This is a genomic window from Paenibacillus sp. FSL H8-0260, from assembly GCF_045040625.1.
In the GTDB taxonomy this organism is placed as follows: domain Bacteria; phylum Bacillota; class Bacilli; order Paenibacillales; family Paenibacillaceae; genus Paenibacillus_AQ; species Paenibacillus_AQ odorifer.
Genome location: NZ_CP150298.1, coordinates 829,656 through 844,531 on the forward strand (window position 1 = coordinate 829,656; position 14,876 = coordinate 844,531).

12 protein-coding genes are annotated in these 14,876 nt (G+C 36.9%); 6 read left to right on the forward strand and 6 right to left on the reverse strand.

What is annotated here, in order from left to right; all coding sequences use genetic code 11:
* Positions 1 to 146: 146 nt before the first annotated feature.
* The 6 genes from MHI51_RS03625 to MHI51_RS03650 all read right to left on the reverse strand — a co-directional run bounded on the left by MHI51_RS03625 (position 147) and on the right by MHI51_RS03650 (position 5,949).
* Complete coding sequence (locus MHI51_RS03625; protein WP_405173595.1) at positions 147 to 1,325, reverse strand: tyrosine-type recombinase/integrase; 1,179 nt, start codon at positions 1,323 to 1,325, stop codon at positions 147 to 149.
* A gap of 100 nt (positions 1,326 to 1,425) precedes the next feature.
* On the reverse strand, positions 1,426 to 2,355 hold the full coding sequence (locus MHI51_RS03630) for a tyrosine-type recombinase/integrase (RefSeq protein WP_405173596.1): 930 nt from the start codon (positions 2,353 to 2,355) through the stop codon (positions 1,426 to 1,428).
* A gap of 17 nt (positions 2,356 to 2,372) precedes the next feature.
* On the reverse strand, positions 2,373 to 3,473 hold the full coding sequence (locus MHI51_RS03635) for a tyrosine-type recombinase/integrase (protein WP_405173597.1): 1,101 nt from the start codon (positions 3,471 to 3,473) through the stop codon (positions 2,373 to 2,375).
* A gap of 14 nt (positions 3,474 to 3,487) precedes the next feature.
* The gene (locus MHI51_RS03640) at positions 3,488 to 3,931 is read right to left on the reverse strand and encodes a tyrosine-type recombinase/integrase (RefSeq protein ID WP_405174036.1); all 444 of its coding nucleotides are present in this window, start codon (positions 3,929 to 3,931) and stop codon (positions 3,488 to 3,490) included.
* On the reverse strand, positions 3,931 to 4,977 hold the full coding sequence (locus tag MHI51_RS03645; RefSeq protein WP_405173598.1) for a hypothetical protein: 1,047 nt from the start codon (positions 4,975 to 4,977) through the stop codon (positions 3,931 to 3,933). The genes MHI51_RS03640 and MHI51_RS03645 overlap by 1 nt, the downstream gene beginning before the upstream one ends.
* Positions 4,978 to 5,091: 114 nt before the next feature.
* Positions 5,092 to 5,949 (reverse strand): hypothetical protein, encoded by an 858-nt coding sequence (locus MHI51_RS03650; protein WP_405173599.1) that lies wholly within the window; start codon positions 5,947 to 5,949, stop codon positions 5,092 to 5,094.
* 609 nt (positions 5,950 to 6,558) lie between these two features.
* On the opposite strand from MHI51_RS03650, the gene MHI51_RS03655 reads away from it, so the two are divergent.
* From MHI51_RS03655 to MHI51_RS03680, 6 genes are all read left to right on the forward strand, one after another.
* On the forward strand, positions 6,559 to 6,732 hold the full coding sequence (locus MHI51_RS03655; RefSeq protein WP_405174037.1) for an excisionase family DNA-binding protein: 174 nt from the start codon (positions 6,559 to 6,561) through the stop codon (positions 6,730 to 6,732).
* Positions 6,733 to 6,914: 182 nt separating this feature from the next.
* Positions 6,915 to 7,466 carry a hypothetical protein gene (locus tag MHI51_RS03660; RefSeq protein WP_405173600.1) on the forward strand — a complete coding sequence of 184 codons (552 nt, stop codon included), beginning with the start codon at positions 6,915 to 6,917 and terminating at the stop codon, positions 7,464 to 7,466.
* A gap of 797 nt (positions 7,467 to 8,263) precedes the next feature.
* A complete protein-coding gene (locus tag MHI51_RS03665; protein ID WP_405173601.1) occupies positions 8,264 to 9,400 on the forward strand; it encodes a PIN domain-containing protein in 1,137 nt (378 codons plus the stop codon).
* A gap of 491 nt (positions 9,401 to 9,891) precedes the next feature.
* Positions 9,892 to 10,377, forward strand: a complete 486-nt coding sequence (locus MHI51_RS03670; RefSeq protein WP_405173602.1) for a hypothetical protein — start codon at positions 9,892 to 9,894, stop codon at positions 10,375 to 10,377.
* A 714-nt stretch (positions 10,378 to 11,091) separates the two neighbouring features.
* Positions 11,092 to 13,101, forward strand: coding sequence for an ATP-dependent nuclease (locus tag MHI51_RS03675; protein WP_405173603.1), 2,010 nt, complete (start codon positions 11,092 to 11,094; stop codon positions 13,099 to 13,101).
* Entirely contained in the window at positions 13,094 to 14,848 is a 1,755-nt protein-coding gene (locus tag MHI51_RS03680; RefSeq protein WP_405173604.1) for a UvrD-helicase domain-containing protein, read from the forward strand. Before MHI51_RS03675 ends, MHI51_RS03680 begins: the two co-directional genes overlap by 8 nt.
* Positions 14,849 to 14,876: the final 28 nt, after the last annotated feature.

Here is a 14,876-nt window from a genome sequence, read left to right on the forward strand (position 1 = left end):
GAAGACATCGTCCAAGCAATGATTACTGTAGGGAGAAGATACTGGGATTGGGTAACTAGTCATGGTTCGATGAATCACTCCAGAAGGGGATTTTTCTTAAATCCAATGAGAAAAGAAGACGCCAGGAAAATTCCTGTACGTCTTCTTTATTGTCCTTGTGTAGCATTAGATGTAAAAAACGATTCGAACTTATCAGCAGCAGCCTGATCAGCAGTTTGCAGAGCGTGCCCATATATGTTCATAGTGGTTGCGATGCTCCCGTGTCCTAGTCGCTCTGAGATAATCTTAGCATGAACGCCTTGGTTAATCAGAATCGTAGCTGAGGTATGCCGGAGATCATGAAATCGAATGTACCGAAAGCCATTTTTCTTTATGAATTGTCGGAACCAAAGGTAAGGGCGCTCATGATGAAAAGGTTGTCCATTGGGATGTGAGAACATAAAAAACCAATCTCCGCTATACCATGAATCGCCAACGTCATTTCGTTCTTGCATTCTGTAAGCGTAGTATTCTTTCAGCTCCTTTAACATAGAACTTGGTAACGCTACTTTCCGAATAGATTTTTTTGTTTTGGGAGATTTGACAATGACCTCACCTTTAAGAGCATGAATCAGTGATTGTGACACATCCAAAATCCCATTGCTGAAATCAAGATGCTTCCATTCCAGCCCGAGTAATTCGCCCCGCCGCAATCCGGTTGTAAGAGCCAAAGTAACCATGACCTTCCAGTGATATGGCTCTCGTTGCAATGCTCGAAGCATTTGTTCAACTTCTGTTTCATTATAGGGGACGATCACTTTTGCATTGACCTTTGGTTTCTGCACATCGATAACCGGGTTTCGCTTAATAATTCTCCATTCCACTGCACGTTTGAGTATGTTTTTTAAGATACGGTGTTGAATTTCGATTGTTCCAGAAGCTAAGCCTCCTGCTTTTTTATCTCCACGGCTACCTGCCTTTTCGAGCTGATTCAGATAATTTAAAATGTGAAGTGGTTTAATTTCCTCCAGTCTTAGATGCTGAAAGTACGGAAGAATTCGGGTCTTAAGATTAGAGTCATATGTGTATAAGGTCTTGAATCCCAGATGCTTTACGGCATACTTATCTCTCCATTCTTTGACGAACGCTCCAAATGTTAGTTTTTGAGGCGATACATATTCATCCGCCTCGACTTCCATCCGAAATTTAGCATATTCGCTTTCCACTTCTCGTTTTGTTCGGCAATGAACGGTTTTTGTGAAACGAACGTATTTTCCTCTAGCGTCTTTACCAGCATTAACTGTTAAGAACCATGAATTATCACCACGTTTTTGGATATTTGCCAAGTTAAAACACCTTCTACAATGGATTTTTATATTAGTCATTATGTCCATTCATGAAGAAGTGAGACCTTACCTTAATAGATTAATATTGATTGGTATCACCTCAGGTATCCTCAAGAATCTTAGTCAAATCATTCAAAGGTGGTACATATCGCAACGTTGTTCCTACATTTTTATGTCGCAGCTGATGCTGAATATCGATGATGCTCATACCACCTGTCTGCATCAAATATCCTGCTGTTCGTCTAAGATCATGTGGCCGAATATGTCTGCCAAGGCCTGCATCTTGAGCTAACTCAGATAGTATCCGTTTAATCTTATCGATGGTCATGATTTTTCCTTGTTGATGGAATAGGTACTCATCCCCCTGATTAGCATACTTAAGATATTCAGGATGTTGGATGTACCGTTCAAGTTCTGCTGTGAGATCTTTAGGGAGGGCGACAGGTCGTTTCTCGGTTTTTTGTGCATCAAAAACATGGACGATCCGTGTATCCAAGTGTACCCGTTTCCGCCTTAGAAAGCGGACCTCTGAGAGTCGAAGACCCGTGATCAGCATGAACCAGAGAAACACAAACTCTTGCCGGTAGAATGGGCTTCTATGCAGTGCAGCTTGAAGAAGGGCGAGACACTCTGCTTTTGACAAGGCTGTGTTTTGAATGGGGGACTCGAATTTTGGCCTAGGATATCCGAGTAGTGGGTTATGTTGAATCAGATCCGCTTCATACAGGAATTCAAAGAAACATCTTAACACGGTAATGGTCGCTGCCAAATTCATATTCGACATACGCTCATGTTGTTTTAAGTCCATAAAAAAACGATCAAAGACCTGTCGCTGAATCGGGAGAAATCTGCCGGGGTGCTCGCGACTGGCATGAAATCGATCAAAATCAAGTTCGCCTTCAAAACCGTTGTGAAGTAAGAAAGCTTCGAGTTTCTTAAGTATACTTATATATTTTTCTTTGGTTGAATTTTTTAATGTGCATTGATTGCTCCAGAATTGGAAGTAGGCGGACTGAAGTAAAAAAGCCATAAGGTTTACCTCCTGATTCAAAAGAGATCGCTTGCTTTAAGCTGAGCGAGTGGATGCTGGTCGATTGCTTTGACCAGCATGCCATCAAATAACTTTAGATAAACCTCCGTTGAACTTAGCCACGAATGCCTCATGAGCTCCTTAATCGTGTATAGATTTACACCGGACTCAAGCAGATATAGAGCAAAGGAATGCCGTAAAGAGTGCACGGAAAGCTTATATGGTTTTTTGTCGGATTCGGGTATAGTTGTTGCTTGATCAATCAAGGCGGCAAACATCTTCTGAATAGTGCTTTCGTGTAGAGGAGATGTTCCTCTATCATCCGAAAAAATATATCGTTCTAGATAATCGTGAGCGTCTTTAACACCGTGATAACGAAAGCTCACATATTTGCTCAGTATTTCAAGGGAGGATTTGGTTATTTTGCTAGGTTGCTTATATCCCTTTTTCCCTTTTCCGCGTACAAGGATCTCTTGCCGGGAAGAAACAATATCACCAATCTGTAGATGTAACAATTCGCTCAGCCGAATACCCGATCCTAAAAAGGTCCATAAAATGGTGAAGTTTCGGTGAGCCTCGCGCCCAAGTCTAACAAGGCACAGAAGTTCATCCAGCTGTTCTTTGGTAAACGCACGTGGCTCACGGTTTTGATCTATTTTTACAGAAAGGGTTCGTTTGAGTTTCCGGATATCCTGGTTGAAGAAATGAGCAAAAACCTCTCCTAGAAAACTTTTCAAAAAAGCATTTTTTTTGTTGCGTGTATTAAGGCTTTGAACGGGGGCTAAGTATTCGTTTAAAAAGGCAGTAGATGAAATCTCCTTGATGTTTGGGTGAGTTCCTTTTAGGCGTTCGCAATAACGTATGAACAAATTCATTTCACAGCGATATGCTTGTTGTGAGGTTTGTGCTAAGCTCTGAAACGCATCACTCTCGTAATAATGAAGAACTGCATCATCCAATAGAACCGATTCCTTCATTTTTATCGCTTCAGCATTGTTTTGAGGAGAGAGGCGCTGCAACATCCGTTTAAACGCATCCGGTCCGTATTGATCCGCCAGTTGGAGTAGGTTTTCTTCAAAAGCAATATCATTGGCTATCGTATCATCATATATAGGCATAACGTACCTCCTCCTTACTCATATTTGAGCAGATCAATTTGACTAATCATGTGCTTGTCTCGGTGCGCCATATGCATGTATAGACCTACCGTATCCAGCATACTTACACGGGCTAATTCTTTAATCGCTTGCGGAAGAACGCCTTTGTATGCAAGACGCGTAATAAACATATGGCGGAAGATATGAACGCCACCTGGAAACGGCCAACCGGTGATCATCGCATAAAGAATGAAATATTCATATACCTCGTGTTTAATCGTAGAAATTTTTTGTCCCATGAGGTAGGTTGTCCTCGGCTGGGTGTGAAGCTCTTGTAAAAGGGAATGGAGCTTTCCAACGAGAGGTAAAACGTGACTCTTTTTGCCTTTACTGTGGATGAGGATCGTTCTTGTTCCTAAATTAATATCACTCCACTTGATATGCGCTACTTCCGATAAGCGTAACCCTAGATGGAACATCAATCGGTACCCAATCTCTTCACGGACAGGATTTCTTGCGTACTGCGCCACCACATGAAAAATGCTTCGATTTGCTGATCCGTTGGAAGTTCACGAGGGCTGTATCGGGGGGCCTTCACGGAGTAGAAGCGCTGTAAGGGGGCCTCATAGCCAAACCTCTCATGCAAATAGCGATAGAATGAGCGTATGGCATATATACTGTGTGCAAATGAGATTCGGCTGTTGCCATCATCCCTTACAAGCCTTAGTTTGTAGGTGCGGTACATCAGCAAATGTTCATTTTTAATTTGGAAAATTGAGATCGTATCTGGACTTGTTGTCCTAAACATCTGGACATTTGCACAAAGCCAAACCAAGAGTTGGTGTACGTGGGTAGCTGTATTCCGTATATATTTACGGGATAACCCTTTTTCTTCCATATGTATTTGGAAGCTGAGGACTCTAGGATGCATACGTGGCTGTTTGTCTGATGCTTTAGGGAATGTGAAGCCTTCATCTAACATTCCGTTTTGAATGGATTTTCGCATTAGGAAGTGGAATAGAGTTGATGTGAATCCATCTTTAGCTAAACCTTCGAAACCCTGATGAAGAGACTTTGGATCAAGCAAGTGCCTATCTTGAATTTGAAAAGGGTCGATCTCATAAAGCTTCGCAATCTGAAACAGCAGATTACGAGTGATTTGGAATTTCCTGAAAAAGTTATGAGGTGTATTGTGCATACCACGACTTAAATACTCTTGTAACAAGCTTTGAGATATTTCAGTTTGTACTTTGTTCTCCCAGATCCATTGATTAATACCTTTTGCACCTAGATAGGCCTTATCTTCAATAGGTTGAATTTCCGGTATCAGTTGTTTGGCATACAGCATATGTTCCACCTTCTCACGCGTGACTTTTCTAATATCATGATCGTCACTGAGGGTGGGAAACATACCCTGAACGTCAAGAATCTTTTCGGCAAAAGAAAAATTCTGCCGAAAAGATTCTCGGGTTTCGTCATTTTTCAAATGCTCGTTCTTAGTGATTAAATGGTTATCGTGATCCACTGTTTAGCCCTCCCTGTTTTGTCTTACCTTTAGGATGGCCATGGTTAACATGGACTTTGAAATTTCTCAGTCTAACTGAGAAAGCCGTCTCCAGATGGAGACGGCTTAGTGGGATTACCTAAGATGACAGTGGACTGTAGCATCCCTAAATCCCTTGAATTCTGTAATGAGTCCTTTATAGTCCTGCTCCCGTCCCACTTTCGGCATCATGACCCAAAGGGATCTCATTTTCGATCTAAAGGGGACATAGGTTGTTATCGCATCGTTAGCAAATGGAAATATGTTAAGGATACGTTTCTGTAAAGCTTTATCCAGTACGGGCTCATGGTAGAGATGGAACTCGAAGTAATCCATTTCAGGATAAGTAGTAACCCAGCGTCCGGTCACAGGAGGCAGTTCTAGTGGGAAAAGTTCTTGGGGGTCTAAAATGACAAAACCCGCAATACTTTTTACTTGGGTTCTCTCCTTAGAAAGATCCTTAATGTGTATCTTTTTTGCAACTCCGGGGTCGAAGTACTCTGTTGGTGAAGAGTATGAGTATACCTCTGGGTCATTTTTGTTAACCAATTGCCAAGGATGATTGAGCAAAATGGAAAGTTGGAATGGTCTGGGCCAATGTGGCATGCCAGATGAATTAAATAAGTTATGTGCCGCGCCTGCTCTTGTAGCAGAATACCCAAGTGCTTCTGCTACGTCCGGCTCTGAAAGATTAAATAATCTTCTGCAGAGCGTGCGTCTAAAATAAAGGTCTGGATCATTCATAAGTAAATGCCAAAGCTCAAAGGAGTTTTGCAACGCCAGCACATCCACATAATCCAACCGACATATCTTGCGTTTTATTGATTTTAATTTTGCTTGTAGCTGTTTTAAATTACTTGTATTTTCCAGCTTATGCATTACTGCAAAATACTCATCTACAAGGGAACGAACATGACTTTGATAGACGCCATCATATTTGATGGTAGTGTTCATAGCATCACCACTAACCATATTAATGCATATTGGGGGGCATTATAGAAACTCTCAGTTGAACTGAGAAAATTGAACCAATGCGTTAAATTGGGGAAACTGATATTAAGACACCTCCGAAGTCTTGTTGGTGAAATATTCTTGATTCAATGGGAGGGAATTGCAGTTCTGTAGTACAATGGTATTTGCTTGACTAGTACATCTGTAAGTCCCAGGTACAACTTAGGCATGCCGGATTGAGTTAATAACTGATGCATAACATTACTGAAACCGTAATTAGATATTCAAAGATGTTGAAACTCTAAAGCGTAAAGGCAATTCTGGCAATAAGATATCCATAAGAAATCATATCAAGTGAGATCTGTAATCTTAAAGCTCATATCAAGAGCATCAATCACTGTGACGGTTACTTTATGTAAAGTGTTGATTTGAATAATACTCTTGGAGGTGATCTTTACGGGCGAATATGAAATATTACGAATTCAGTTATTAAAAACACTAGTACAAATGGAAGAACAGCTGCTAATCAGTATCGGGAAAGAAAAGGTTCAATCTAATACAACTGCGGACAGTAGTGATGGAAATTCAACCTTACAACAAGCTGAACTTCAAATGAAAGCTGTATTTTCTGTATCGGAGTTGTCTGATTATCTTGGTGTTTCAACAGACTGTATCTATACAATGGTACGTGAAAATCAAATTCCCTTTATAAAAGTACGAAGAAGAATATTATTTTACAGAGACTCAATCAATTCATGGATTCACACTAACACCTCATATCTTTAAATAACAGTTGACCGTTAATTAGCTTATTTGCTTCTAAAAATGTTTAATTAGAAAAAAAACCACCACAAATTATCTCATCCTATATGGATGAAATTTCTTGTGGTGGTTGATTATTTTAAGAGTACAGTAGAATTAACATTCAAAACAAGCGGTAAATAATTCCTGCCTTTTTAAGGGTTCTGATGAATGACTATATCGTCAATAAAACTATTTCAGTGGATAATACTTATTGTAGGTTTCATGGTATGTTGGGTATTGAGGAAGGTAAAGCTATAGATGAAAATTCTAATAAGAACTCTATATTGAAATGGATAATCTGGACAAGCCAAGGAATTCATTTCATTGCTCATTTCGATTCTTTTATGAGGAGTGGAACGTATATGACCCGGAGTGAAACTCAACGTACGATGGGTGAAATATATATGAAGGCGGTAATTAAAAAGTTGCAACAAATTAAGGGTTTGGATGAACCCAAGGCCAAACAGCTTTTTGAAAAATACTATCGTCCCGTTTACAAGAATTGGGGAATAGAACCAAATGTCGAAGAATTCGCCGAAAAGATTCAGAAAATCGATGAAATTGCTAATCCGATAGGTACAGAAGTAAATTCAGAAACCTTTGTCCCGAAAGGGACCTCTATCAACAGGGAAAAGTTGATTAAGCTAATAATGAGTTTACCGGAAGAGAAGTTGTTACTTATCGATGAATATGTTAAAAAAATTAATACGTTTTGAACCATCGAAACTCTTTTTGTTTGCTTCCACACTTCCTAACGTTGTTCAGAACGGTAGCTCTTCGACATCATTACGATAATTTTAAGCTTATAACCTATAATAATTATATTAGAGCACCCAGCGTTCATCGGCTAGGGTGCTCTATGGGTTTTAATAGTTCATAGTAGAGGGAAATGACTCATGATGGGAAGTGTAATGGAACTTTTTACTCGAATCGTGCATGTAGACTTTGATAACCAAAGAAACAGAACACTAAAAGAACGTAGAAGAAATCATTACCCAAATGTTAACAAAACGAACGGAGAATGTCGTGAATAGATATTACATTAACTTATAGGAGTAGTAGGCGAATAACTGAGTTATTCGCCTACTTTTCATTATTGCCATAAGTTCAGAATAGTTGGTGAGGTGATTAAGCGAACGGGCAGGATAGCCTAATGATTTCGCGAATACTCTATATAACGTCTTATTTACAAAGTTCTTAAATATGACGTTATCGGGGAACATTAGAAAAACTTTAAGATACTTCATAATGATGGATGTGAGTCTGAGTGACAATGCATTCACGCTGCGAGTTGGCATTCGCTGTCTCTTGGTCGCTGAGAGGGGTTTCAAAGATGCTGATTTAGGCGACAACCCTGCACCGACTAACCGCATCGCGGCCGGACCTAAAGGTCCTTAAGGTGGTGGGGCGTCATGAATACAACAACGTTAGGTAAAATATGACAAAATATATATAAAGAAAAGGAATTCTAACAATCATCTAGAATTATAGTCTCATAGATCGGAGGAGTCACATGAGTAACGATAAAGAAAAAAGTAATTATTTTTCACATGAAGATATGTATCCAGATGCTGACATACTATTTCAATTTAAAACTAAACCAATTAATGAGATTAAAAACGAATGCCTTGTCGTTTTAGATACCAATGTGTTATTAATTCCTTATACCGTTGGTAGCAAGAGCCTGGATGAAATAAAAAATGCTTTTCGTAGACTTATATCACAATCGAGGTTGTTCGTGCCAGCACAAGTTGTTCGTGAATATATTAAAAACAGGCCTAATAAACTATCGGAGCTCTTTCAACAAATTTCAGATATAAAGAGTAAAGTAACCAAGTTAAATACTCCAAGATATCCACTATTTGAGTCATTACCTGAATACAATGAAGCTCTGAAAAAGCAAGAAGAGATAAACACATTAATTTTGCAGTATCATTCAGAACTCGGTAAAGTTCTTGATTATATTAAAAGTTTGAATTGGGATGATCATGTGAGTAAATTGTATAGCGAATTATTTACAAGTGATCAGATAGTTAATTTAGTTGCAACGAGAGAAGAGTGTATAAAAGAATTTGAATTTAAAAGCCAGTCTAATATACCTCCTGGTTTCAAGGATAAAGGCAAACCTGATGGGGGAATTGGGGATTTCTTGATATGGAAAACCATATTACAACTAGGGGCGTTGTACAAGAAGGATTTATTATTTGTAACAGGTGATGAAAAAAATGATTGGTATCATCAATCAATGAAACAGCCATTATACCCTAGGTACGAGTTAGTTGATGAATATAGAAGGTCAGCAGAAGGAGCAACTGTTAGATTTATAAGTTTTTCTGGACTATTAACTTTGGTAGGTGCAAACGAGAATGTTATTGAAGAGGTACAAACTATAGAGAGTGAACCAAAATCTCAACAGCCAGAAAAGTATGTAAACATTGGGAAAATAAGAAACAGATCAATGTTGCTGCGATCCCAAGCTTTAAAAAAGGCAAATGGGCAATGTCAAATGTGTGGAATTGAATATGAGTATCTTGAAATATCACATGTTATGCCAATTTCTCGAGGTGGAGAGGATACTATTGACAATGTAATTGTTCTTTGTCCAAACTGCCATAGAAGTTATGACATGGAAAAGCTAGGACATAAATAGTCCTAGCTTTTTAACGATTTTTAAGTTTAATCAAGGAAGTGTCATACTTCACCTAACACAACATACACGCATTGGGCCATAAGGCCTTCGGTCCGCAGGTAGAATTTTTCGGGGAGGCGGATTCAGCGGACAACCCTGCACCGGCTAAGTCTTATGACTGGTTCGCTACGCTCAGCGTCATAGCTAACACTTATAAAGACTCCAGAATTTAACTTGTCATATTCAGCGGTCTCTATTTTTTGGAAAATTAATGACCAGTGTTCTTGGTATAGTAGCTCCTTTAAGATTAATTGAATACCCGCGTGTAAATTAATAACACAATACTTTAACTCTTTATCAGAATTATTTATTGTTTTTAAAGCATTTAGTATGAAATCTAAACCAATATCAACCATATCAAATTTGATAAGCGCTTATTAGATAAATTAGAATAGCTTAGAAAAGAACGAAACAAAACTGAACATTACCATCTTGAGGTCTCAGTTGATACCTTGAAGTCAAATATTGTAAAGCTTCTTTCATTGTTTATTCCATTTGTTAAGAAGGAATTAGTCACGCCAGGTTATATAAGTGAAGATGATTCAAGACTATTTTATTTGAATGATTTTGAGGACTATGTCAAGGTGCGTTTAGTTCTGCTGGCAGGTTCACTGGATAAACTTGATATTGTTTTACAATGTCCTGTATGCTACCAGGTAAGTGTGGAATTTAATGATGAGTCAGATGTCTTCTGTCACTTTTGTGACGAGAAAATAGAGGATTTTGCTGAAAAATATATCAATAATATCTTGGATACATACAGTTACATAAAAGATGGTGGAGAGGCACCTTTACTTGAGTGCCCAGAGTGTGGCCTTGAGACATTTATTAATCTTGATGAGGATCAATATATCTGTTTGTCTTGTGGAATAACTCCAACCGAAGATGAATTAGCAACCTGCGATGGCCCGATTTGTAATGGGATCTTTGTTTATTGAAGATATGATGATGCTCATTTTTGTCACTATTGTACTGATTATTTCAGATCTATGTAGTATTCCAGGAAGCAAGCTACTTTAGCTAATACCGTATTAACGCGGCATGTCTGACGGTCCTTGGTCTACTGAAGATTTTCGGAGAAGCGGTGTCAGCAGACAACCCTGCACTGGCTCTTATTAAATATTATAAATAAGTATTAATTTATAATGAAAAATGGAAAGGTAAAAGTATATGTCAGGGTACTTGTGGAGGTGAGGGCTTGAATATAGGTGATTATTTTAATACACGAAAAGGACAAGCTTCGCGTCATCTTTATCAGTAATTTTATCGTACTCGTTTATTCATAAAATATCAGACGAAAAGTAAAAAGTCTTTAAGATTAAATGAAAAAATTGATTTTCAAAAGCAAGTGTTAGCTCAACTTAGAGATAGTCGAAAATGTACTTATCAGAATATTAATATCATACTTGAAATACAATTTCATTTTAATACGAATAACCAACCTGCCATGAATACAATGGTCAGGGCATGCTTAGATCTATTATATAAACCCCTTGATCCCAAACAAACTCCGAAAGCGACTACTCATACAGAACGACCGGGATGTAAAAACTAGATATTCTACTTGAATTAATATAAAAGGTTTACAAGTACGTTGAATTTATTATTATATCTGTTGATAAAAAATTCTTAATGGAGTGGAGTCTTAGAAAATGTATCTGAACAGTTTGAGATTATGGAATTGGCGTAAATTCTCGAGTGTGGATGAGAATCCGGGGATTGAAGTTGAATTTAGTGAGGGTCTTAATGTAATAGTGGGTGAAAATGATTCAGGTAAAACAGCGATAATTGATGCTATAAAGCTAACTCTTAATACAAACAGCCATGATATGAACTGGCTGACAGAACAAGATTTTTATGAGGGAAGTAAATCATTAAAGATTGAATGCATTTTTCAAAAGTTGAGCCCACAGGAAGAGGCCTTTTTTTATGAATGGCTAACTATTCAGTCACAAACCTCGGAACTCCGTATATTATTAGAAGCAGACATTTATGAAGATATCAATAAGCAGAAAAAAATTAAAAAAAGTATAAAGGCTGGTCCAGAAAACTTAGAAAGTGTTATGGAAGACACTACTCGACAATTGCTTGCCATTACATATTTAAAGCCTTTACGAGATGCTGCAAGTGAACTAAGTCCAGGCAAATATTCCCGCATTGCGCAGGTCATAAAGAGTCTTAAAGATTTTGCAGACGACAGTCAGGATAAAGAAGATGTCATTAAAAGCTTCTCAGACGCATTTGATGGATTGAAAAGGGTTTTAGATACTCCGGTTTTAAAAAAGATCGAATCAACTATTGATGATTTTTTTGAAAAGAATAATAAAAAGTCACCGATTATTAATAACAAAAAAATGGATTTTCCAGAAATTTTAAAGAAGTTAGAGTTGAATTTAGGTGAAACAGGAACTGGGTTGGGAAGCTCAAATTTGTTATTTATGGCTGTGGAGCTTTTATTATTAAGTGAGACTGAAATTGGGCCTAAAATAGCACTAATTGAAGAGATTGAAGCTCATATTCATCCACAGGCACAATTAAGAGTTATAAAGCACTTTGAAAAGAATGCTTTAGAAACAGGAATGCAGTACATCTTTACTTCTCATAGTCCAATACTAGCGGCTTCAATAGATTTGAAGCATATCATATTTATATATAACAATAAATCCTTCTCAATGAAGCCAGGTCAGACAAAATTAGAAGAAGATGATTATGAGTTTTTAGATAGATTCTTAGATGCAACTAAGGCTAACCTATTCTTCGCTAGAAGTGTGATATTTGTAGAAGGTGATGCGGAAAATTTACTCTTACCAGCTGTAGCTGAAATAATAGAGCGCCCATTGTATAGGTATGGAGTCTCTATTATCAATATTGGTAGTCTAGCTTTTAAAAGATACTCTAATATCTTGTTAAGATCAAACGAAAATAAACCTATGAATTTCCCTATCTCCTTAATCACAGATTTGGACCTTAAACCCGTCGATTACTACGAAGATGAACCTTGCTACTTTATGATTACAAGGAAATCAAATGAACAAATATCAAATCTTTATAAAGATGCAGTTCTTGATCCAGCTCTTGAAGATGAGATTTTTGTTCAATTGAAAGACCTTATCACTAAGGCAAATACACTATATGGTGGTCAGGCTGTTAAGTCTAAAGAGGAAAAGAAAAGATTAAGTAGTGAAATAGCTAAGGTTATAACTGAAGAGGCTGCTTATACAGTGAGTAATACAGAGGGAACTTATTATGAAAAATATAAAACGGAAAAAATAAGCACATTAAAAACAAGATATTTTGATAACAACGAACAAACTAGAGTGTATATCTCTCATCCATGGACATTAGAACACTCCATAGCATGTAGCAGTTTAGGGGAGCAATTTGAGGATGTTCTATTACAATCACATTATATTAAAATAGAGAACCAAAACACTCAGAAAAGTGAATGGAGTGGTATTGCAGATAAGAATAAAAGAGGTACAGAAGTATACTCATTTTTATTAGAAAAAGAAGTTTCTAAATCCATAGTGGCTCAACGATTTGCTAAGTATCTAATTGACAACAAGAGTTTATTAAAGGAGCAACTACTAGCTGATGATTCGTTGAAGCATTTAATCGATGCAATTAAACACGTAACTGGAGGAGAAACAGGTGGTGTTTGAAGAAATAGATTACCGAGTAGTTGAGAAAATTTTATTAGGTGAATCCAATTTTAATGAACAGCAGAAAAGCTTTATTGAGTTGTTTGAATCAAAAACGATTGTAGCGGGTCCAGGCGCAGGAAAAACAACCGCTTTAGCTGCGAAAATTATTTTATTACTACAGCACTTAAAAAGAACGGGTAGTTCAGATGGTTTATGTATAATTACCTATACAAATGTTGCTGTAAAAGAAATCAACGATACTTTGTTAAAGGCAGGTATTGGACTGCTTACACATCCACATTTTATTGGCACCATTCATGAGTTTTTTAATAAATTCTGTGTTATCCCGCACTTTAAAAAGGAATATAAACATAATTCCCTGTTTTTTTCTGATGATGATTTGCTAAGTAAAGAATTTTATATAAAATTCCTTACTAGAAATCATCATTGGATGCAAGATAAAACAAAGACAGCAATAGCACAAAGGATTTGTGGTAGTAAATTGATATATAACGAAACAACAAAAAATTTGGAATTAGAGAATACTACAGCTTGGGAAGACAGGTTATTCACCAACCATAAAGCTAAAATGCTTAATGCAAAAATCCTTCGTAGAAAAAATGGTTATTTGGAATATGATGACACATTCTTGTTTTCACAGTTTTTTTTATCTGATACTCGTTTTTTAGAAATTATAAGAAAACGATTTAAATATTGCTTTATAGATGAGTTTCAAGATACATCTGTATCCGGATTGGCGTTATTACGCAAATTGTTTGATGTTGAAAATAATATTATGCAAATGATAGGGGACCCTTTTCAAACGATTATTTATGATCAACCGATGCCCAGAGTCGATGAAGGAACTGTATTTCGATTAAATATAAGCAACAGATTTGGAAAAGAGATATCAGATCATTTAAATATAATTATGCCAGAAGCCAATATCCAAGCTGTTGAAAATAAGAAATCATTTAAACCTATTATTCTACTTTACAAAGAAGATAAAGACATTTATACGTCTTATAGGTCAATTATAAGTGAACACGAAGAAGAACATGATTTTTACAAAAACTGTGAAAAGGAAGATAAAGTTCTTGTATGGAGTAGAGGATGGACTTCTCTTTTGAAAGAGGGGAAAGCTTATTCTAACAAGAAGAGAAAAAGTTTTGAAACTAAAAATCATCAAATCAAACACCTAATTATTGAGTTCATTTGTGAAAAGATAAAAAGTACTGATGAAAATCATTCCATATTGAAAAAATGGATTCATGATCACCCAGCAATGATAGAGCTTAACGGTATATTAGTAGAAATCATAAAAAATGGAGTCATTAATCCTCATAAGGAAAACCTTAAGATTCTCATCAACCGGTTATTAGGTGAAAAGGGAGGAGGTGTAATAATCGCAAGTAATCATATTTTTAAAAATATTAAGGACATTCTTACCAACACGAATACATTCGATCCGAAAATAATTGATTATGAGTCAAGTGATGATATCTTTACCATTCATTCAGTTAAAGGGGAAACTTTGCGTTCTGTGTTAGTTGTAAATTTTAACGGAGGTCCGTTAACGAAGATTATGTTCCACAAATATGAAATAAAAGATGATGCTGATTATATTTACACAGATCATAATTTACTTTATGTAGCTATGAGTAGAGTTACTCACTTATTTGTATATGCTCTGCATATAGATAATTGGAATGATGATGTGAGAAACAAACTACAGGATAATTGGACTATTAAAGATATAACTTAAAATTTTGTATTTTACACCGTAATCCGGC

Bases quoted from the DNA above. Each gene is read 5' to 3' on its own strand.
- MHI51_RS03665 (WP_405173601.1), top strand. From the start codon at position 8,264: ATGAGTAACGATAAAGAAAAAAGTAATTATTTTTCACATGAAGATATG.
- MHI51_RS03655 (WP_405174037.1), top strand. From the start codon at position 6,559: ATGAAAGCTGTATTTTCTGTATCGGAGTTGTCTGATTATCTTGGTGTT.
- MHI51_RS03675 (WP_405173603.1), top strand. From the start codon at position 11,092: ATGTATCTGAACAGTTTGAGATTATGGAATTGGCGTAAATTCTCGAGT.
- MHI51_RS03630 (WP_405173596.1), bottom strand. From the start codon at position 2,355: ATGGCTTTTTTACTTCAGTCCGCCTACTTCCAATTCTGGAGCAATCAA.
- MHI51_RS03660 (WP_405173600.1), top strand. From the start codon at position 6,915: ATGAATGACTATATCGTCAATAAAACTATTTCAGTGGATAATACTTAT.
- MHI51_RS03640 (WP_405174036.1), bottom strand. From the start codon at position 3,931: ATGTTCCATCTAGGGTTACGCTTATCGGAAGTAGCGCATATCAAGTGG.
- MHI51_RS03635 (WP_405173597.1), bottom strand. From the start codon at position 3,473: ATGCCTATATATGATGATACGATAGCCAATGATATTGCTTTTGAAGAA.
- MHI51_RS03650 (WP_405173599.1), bottom strand. From the start codon at position 5,949: ATGAACACTACCATCAAATATGATGGCGTCTATCAAAGTCATGTTCGT.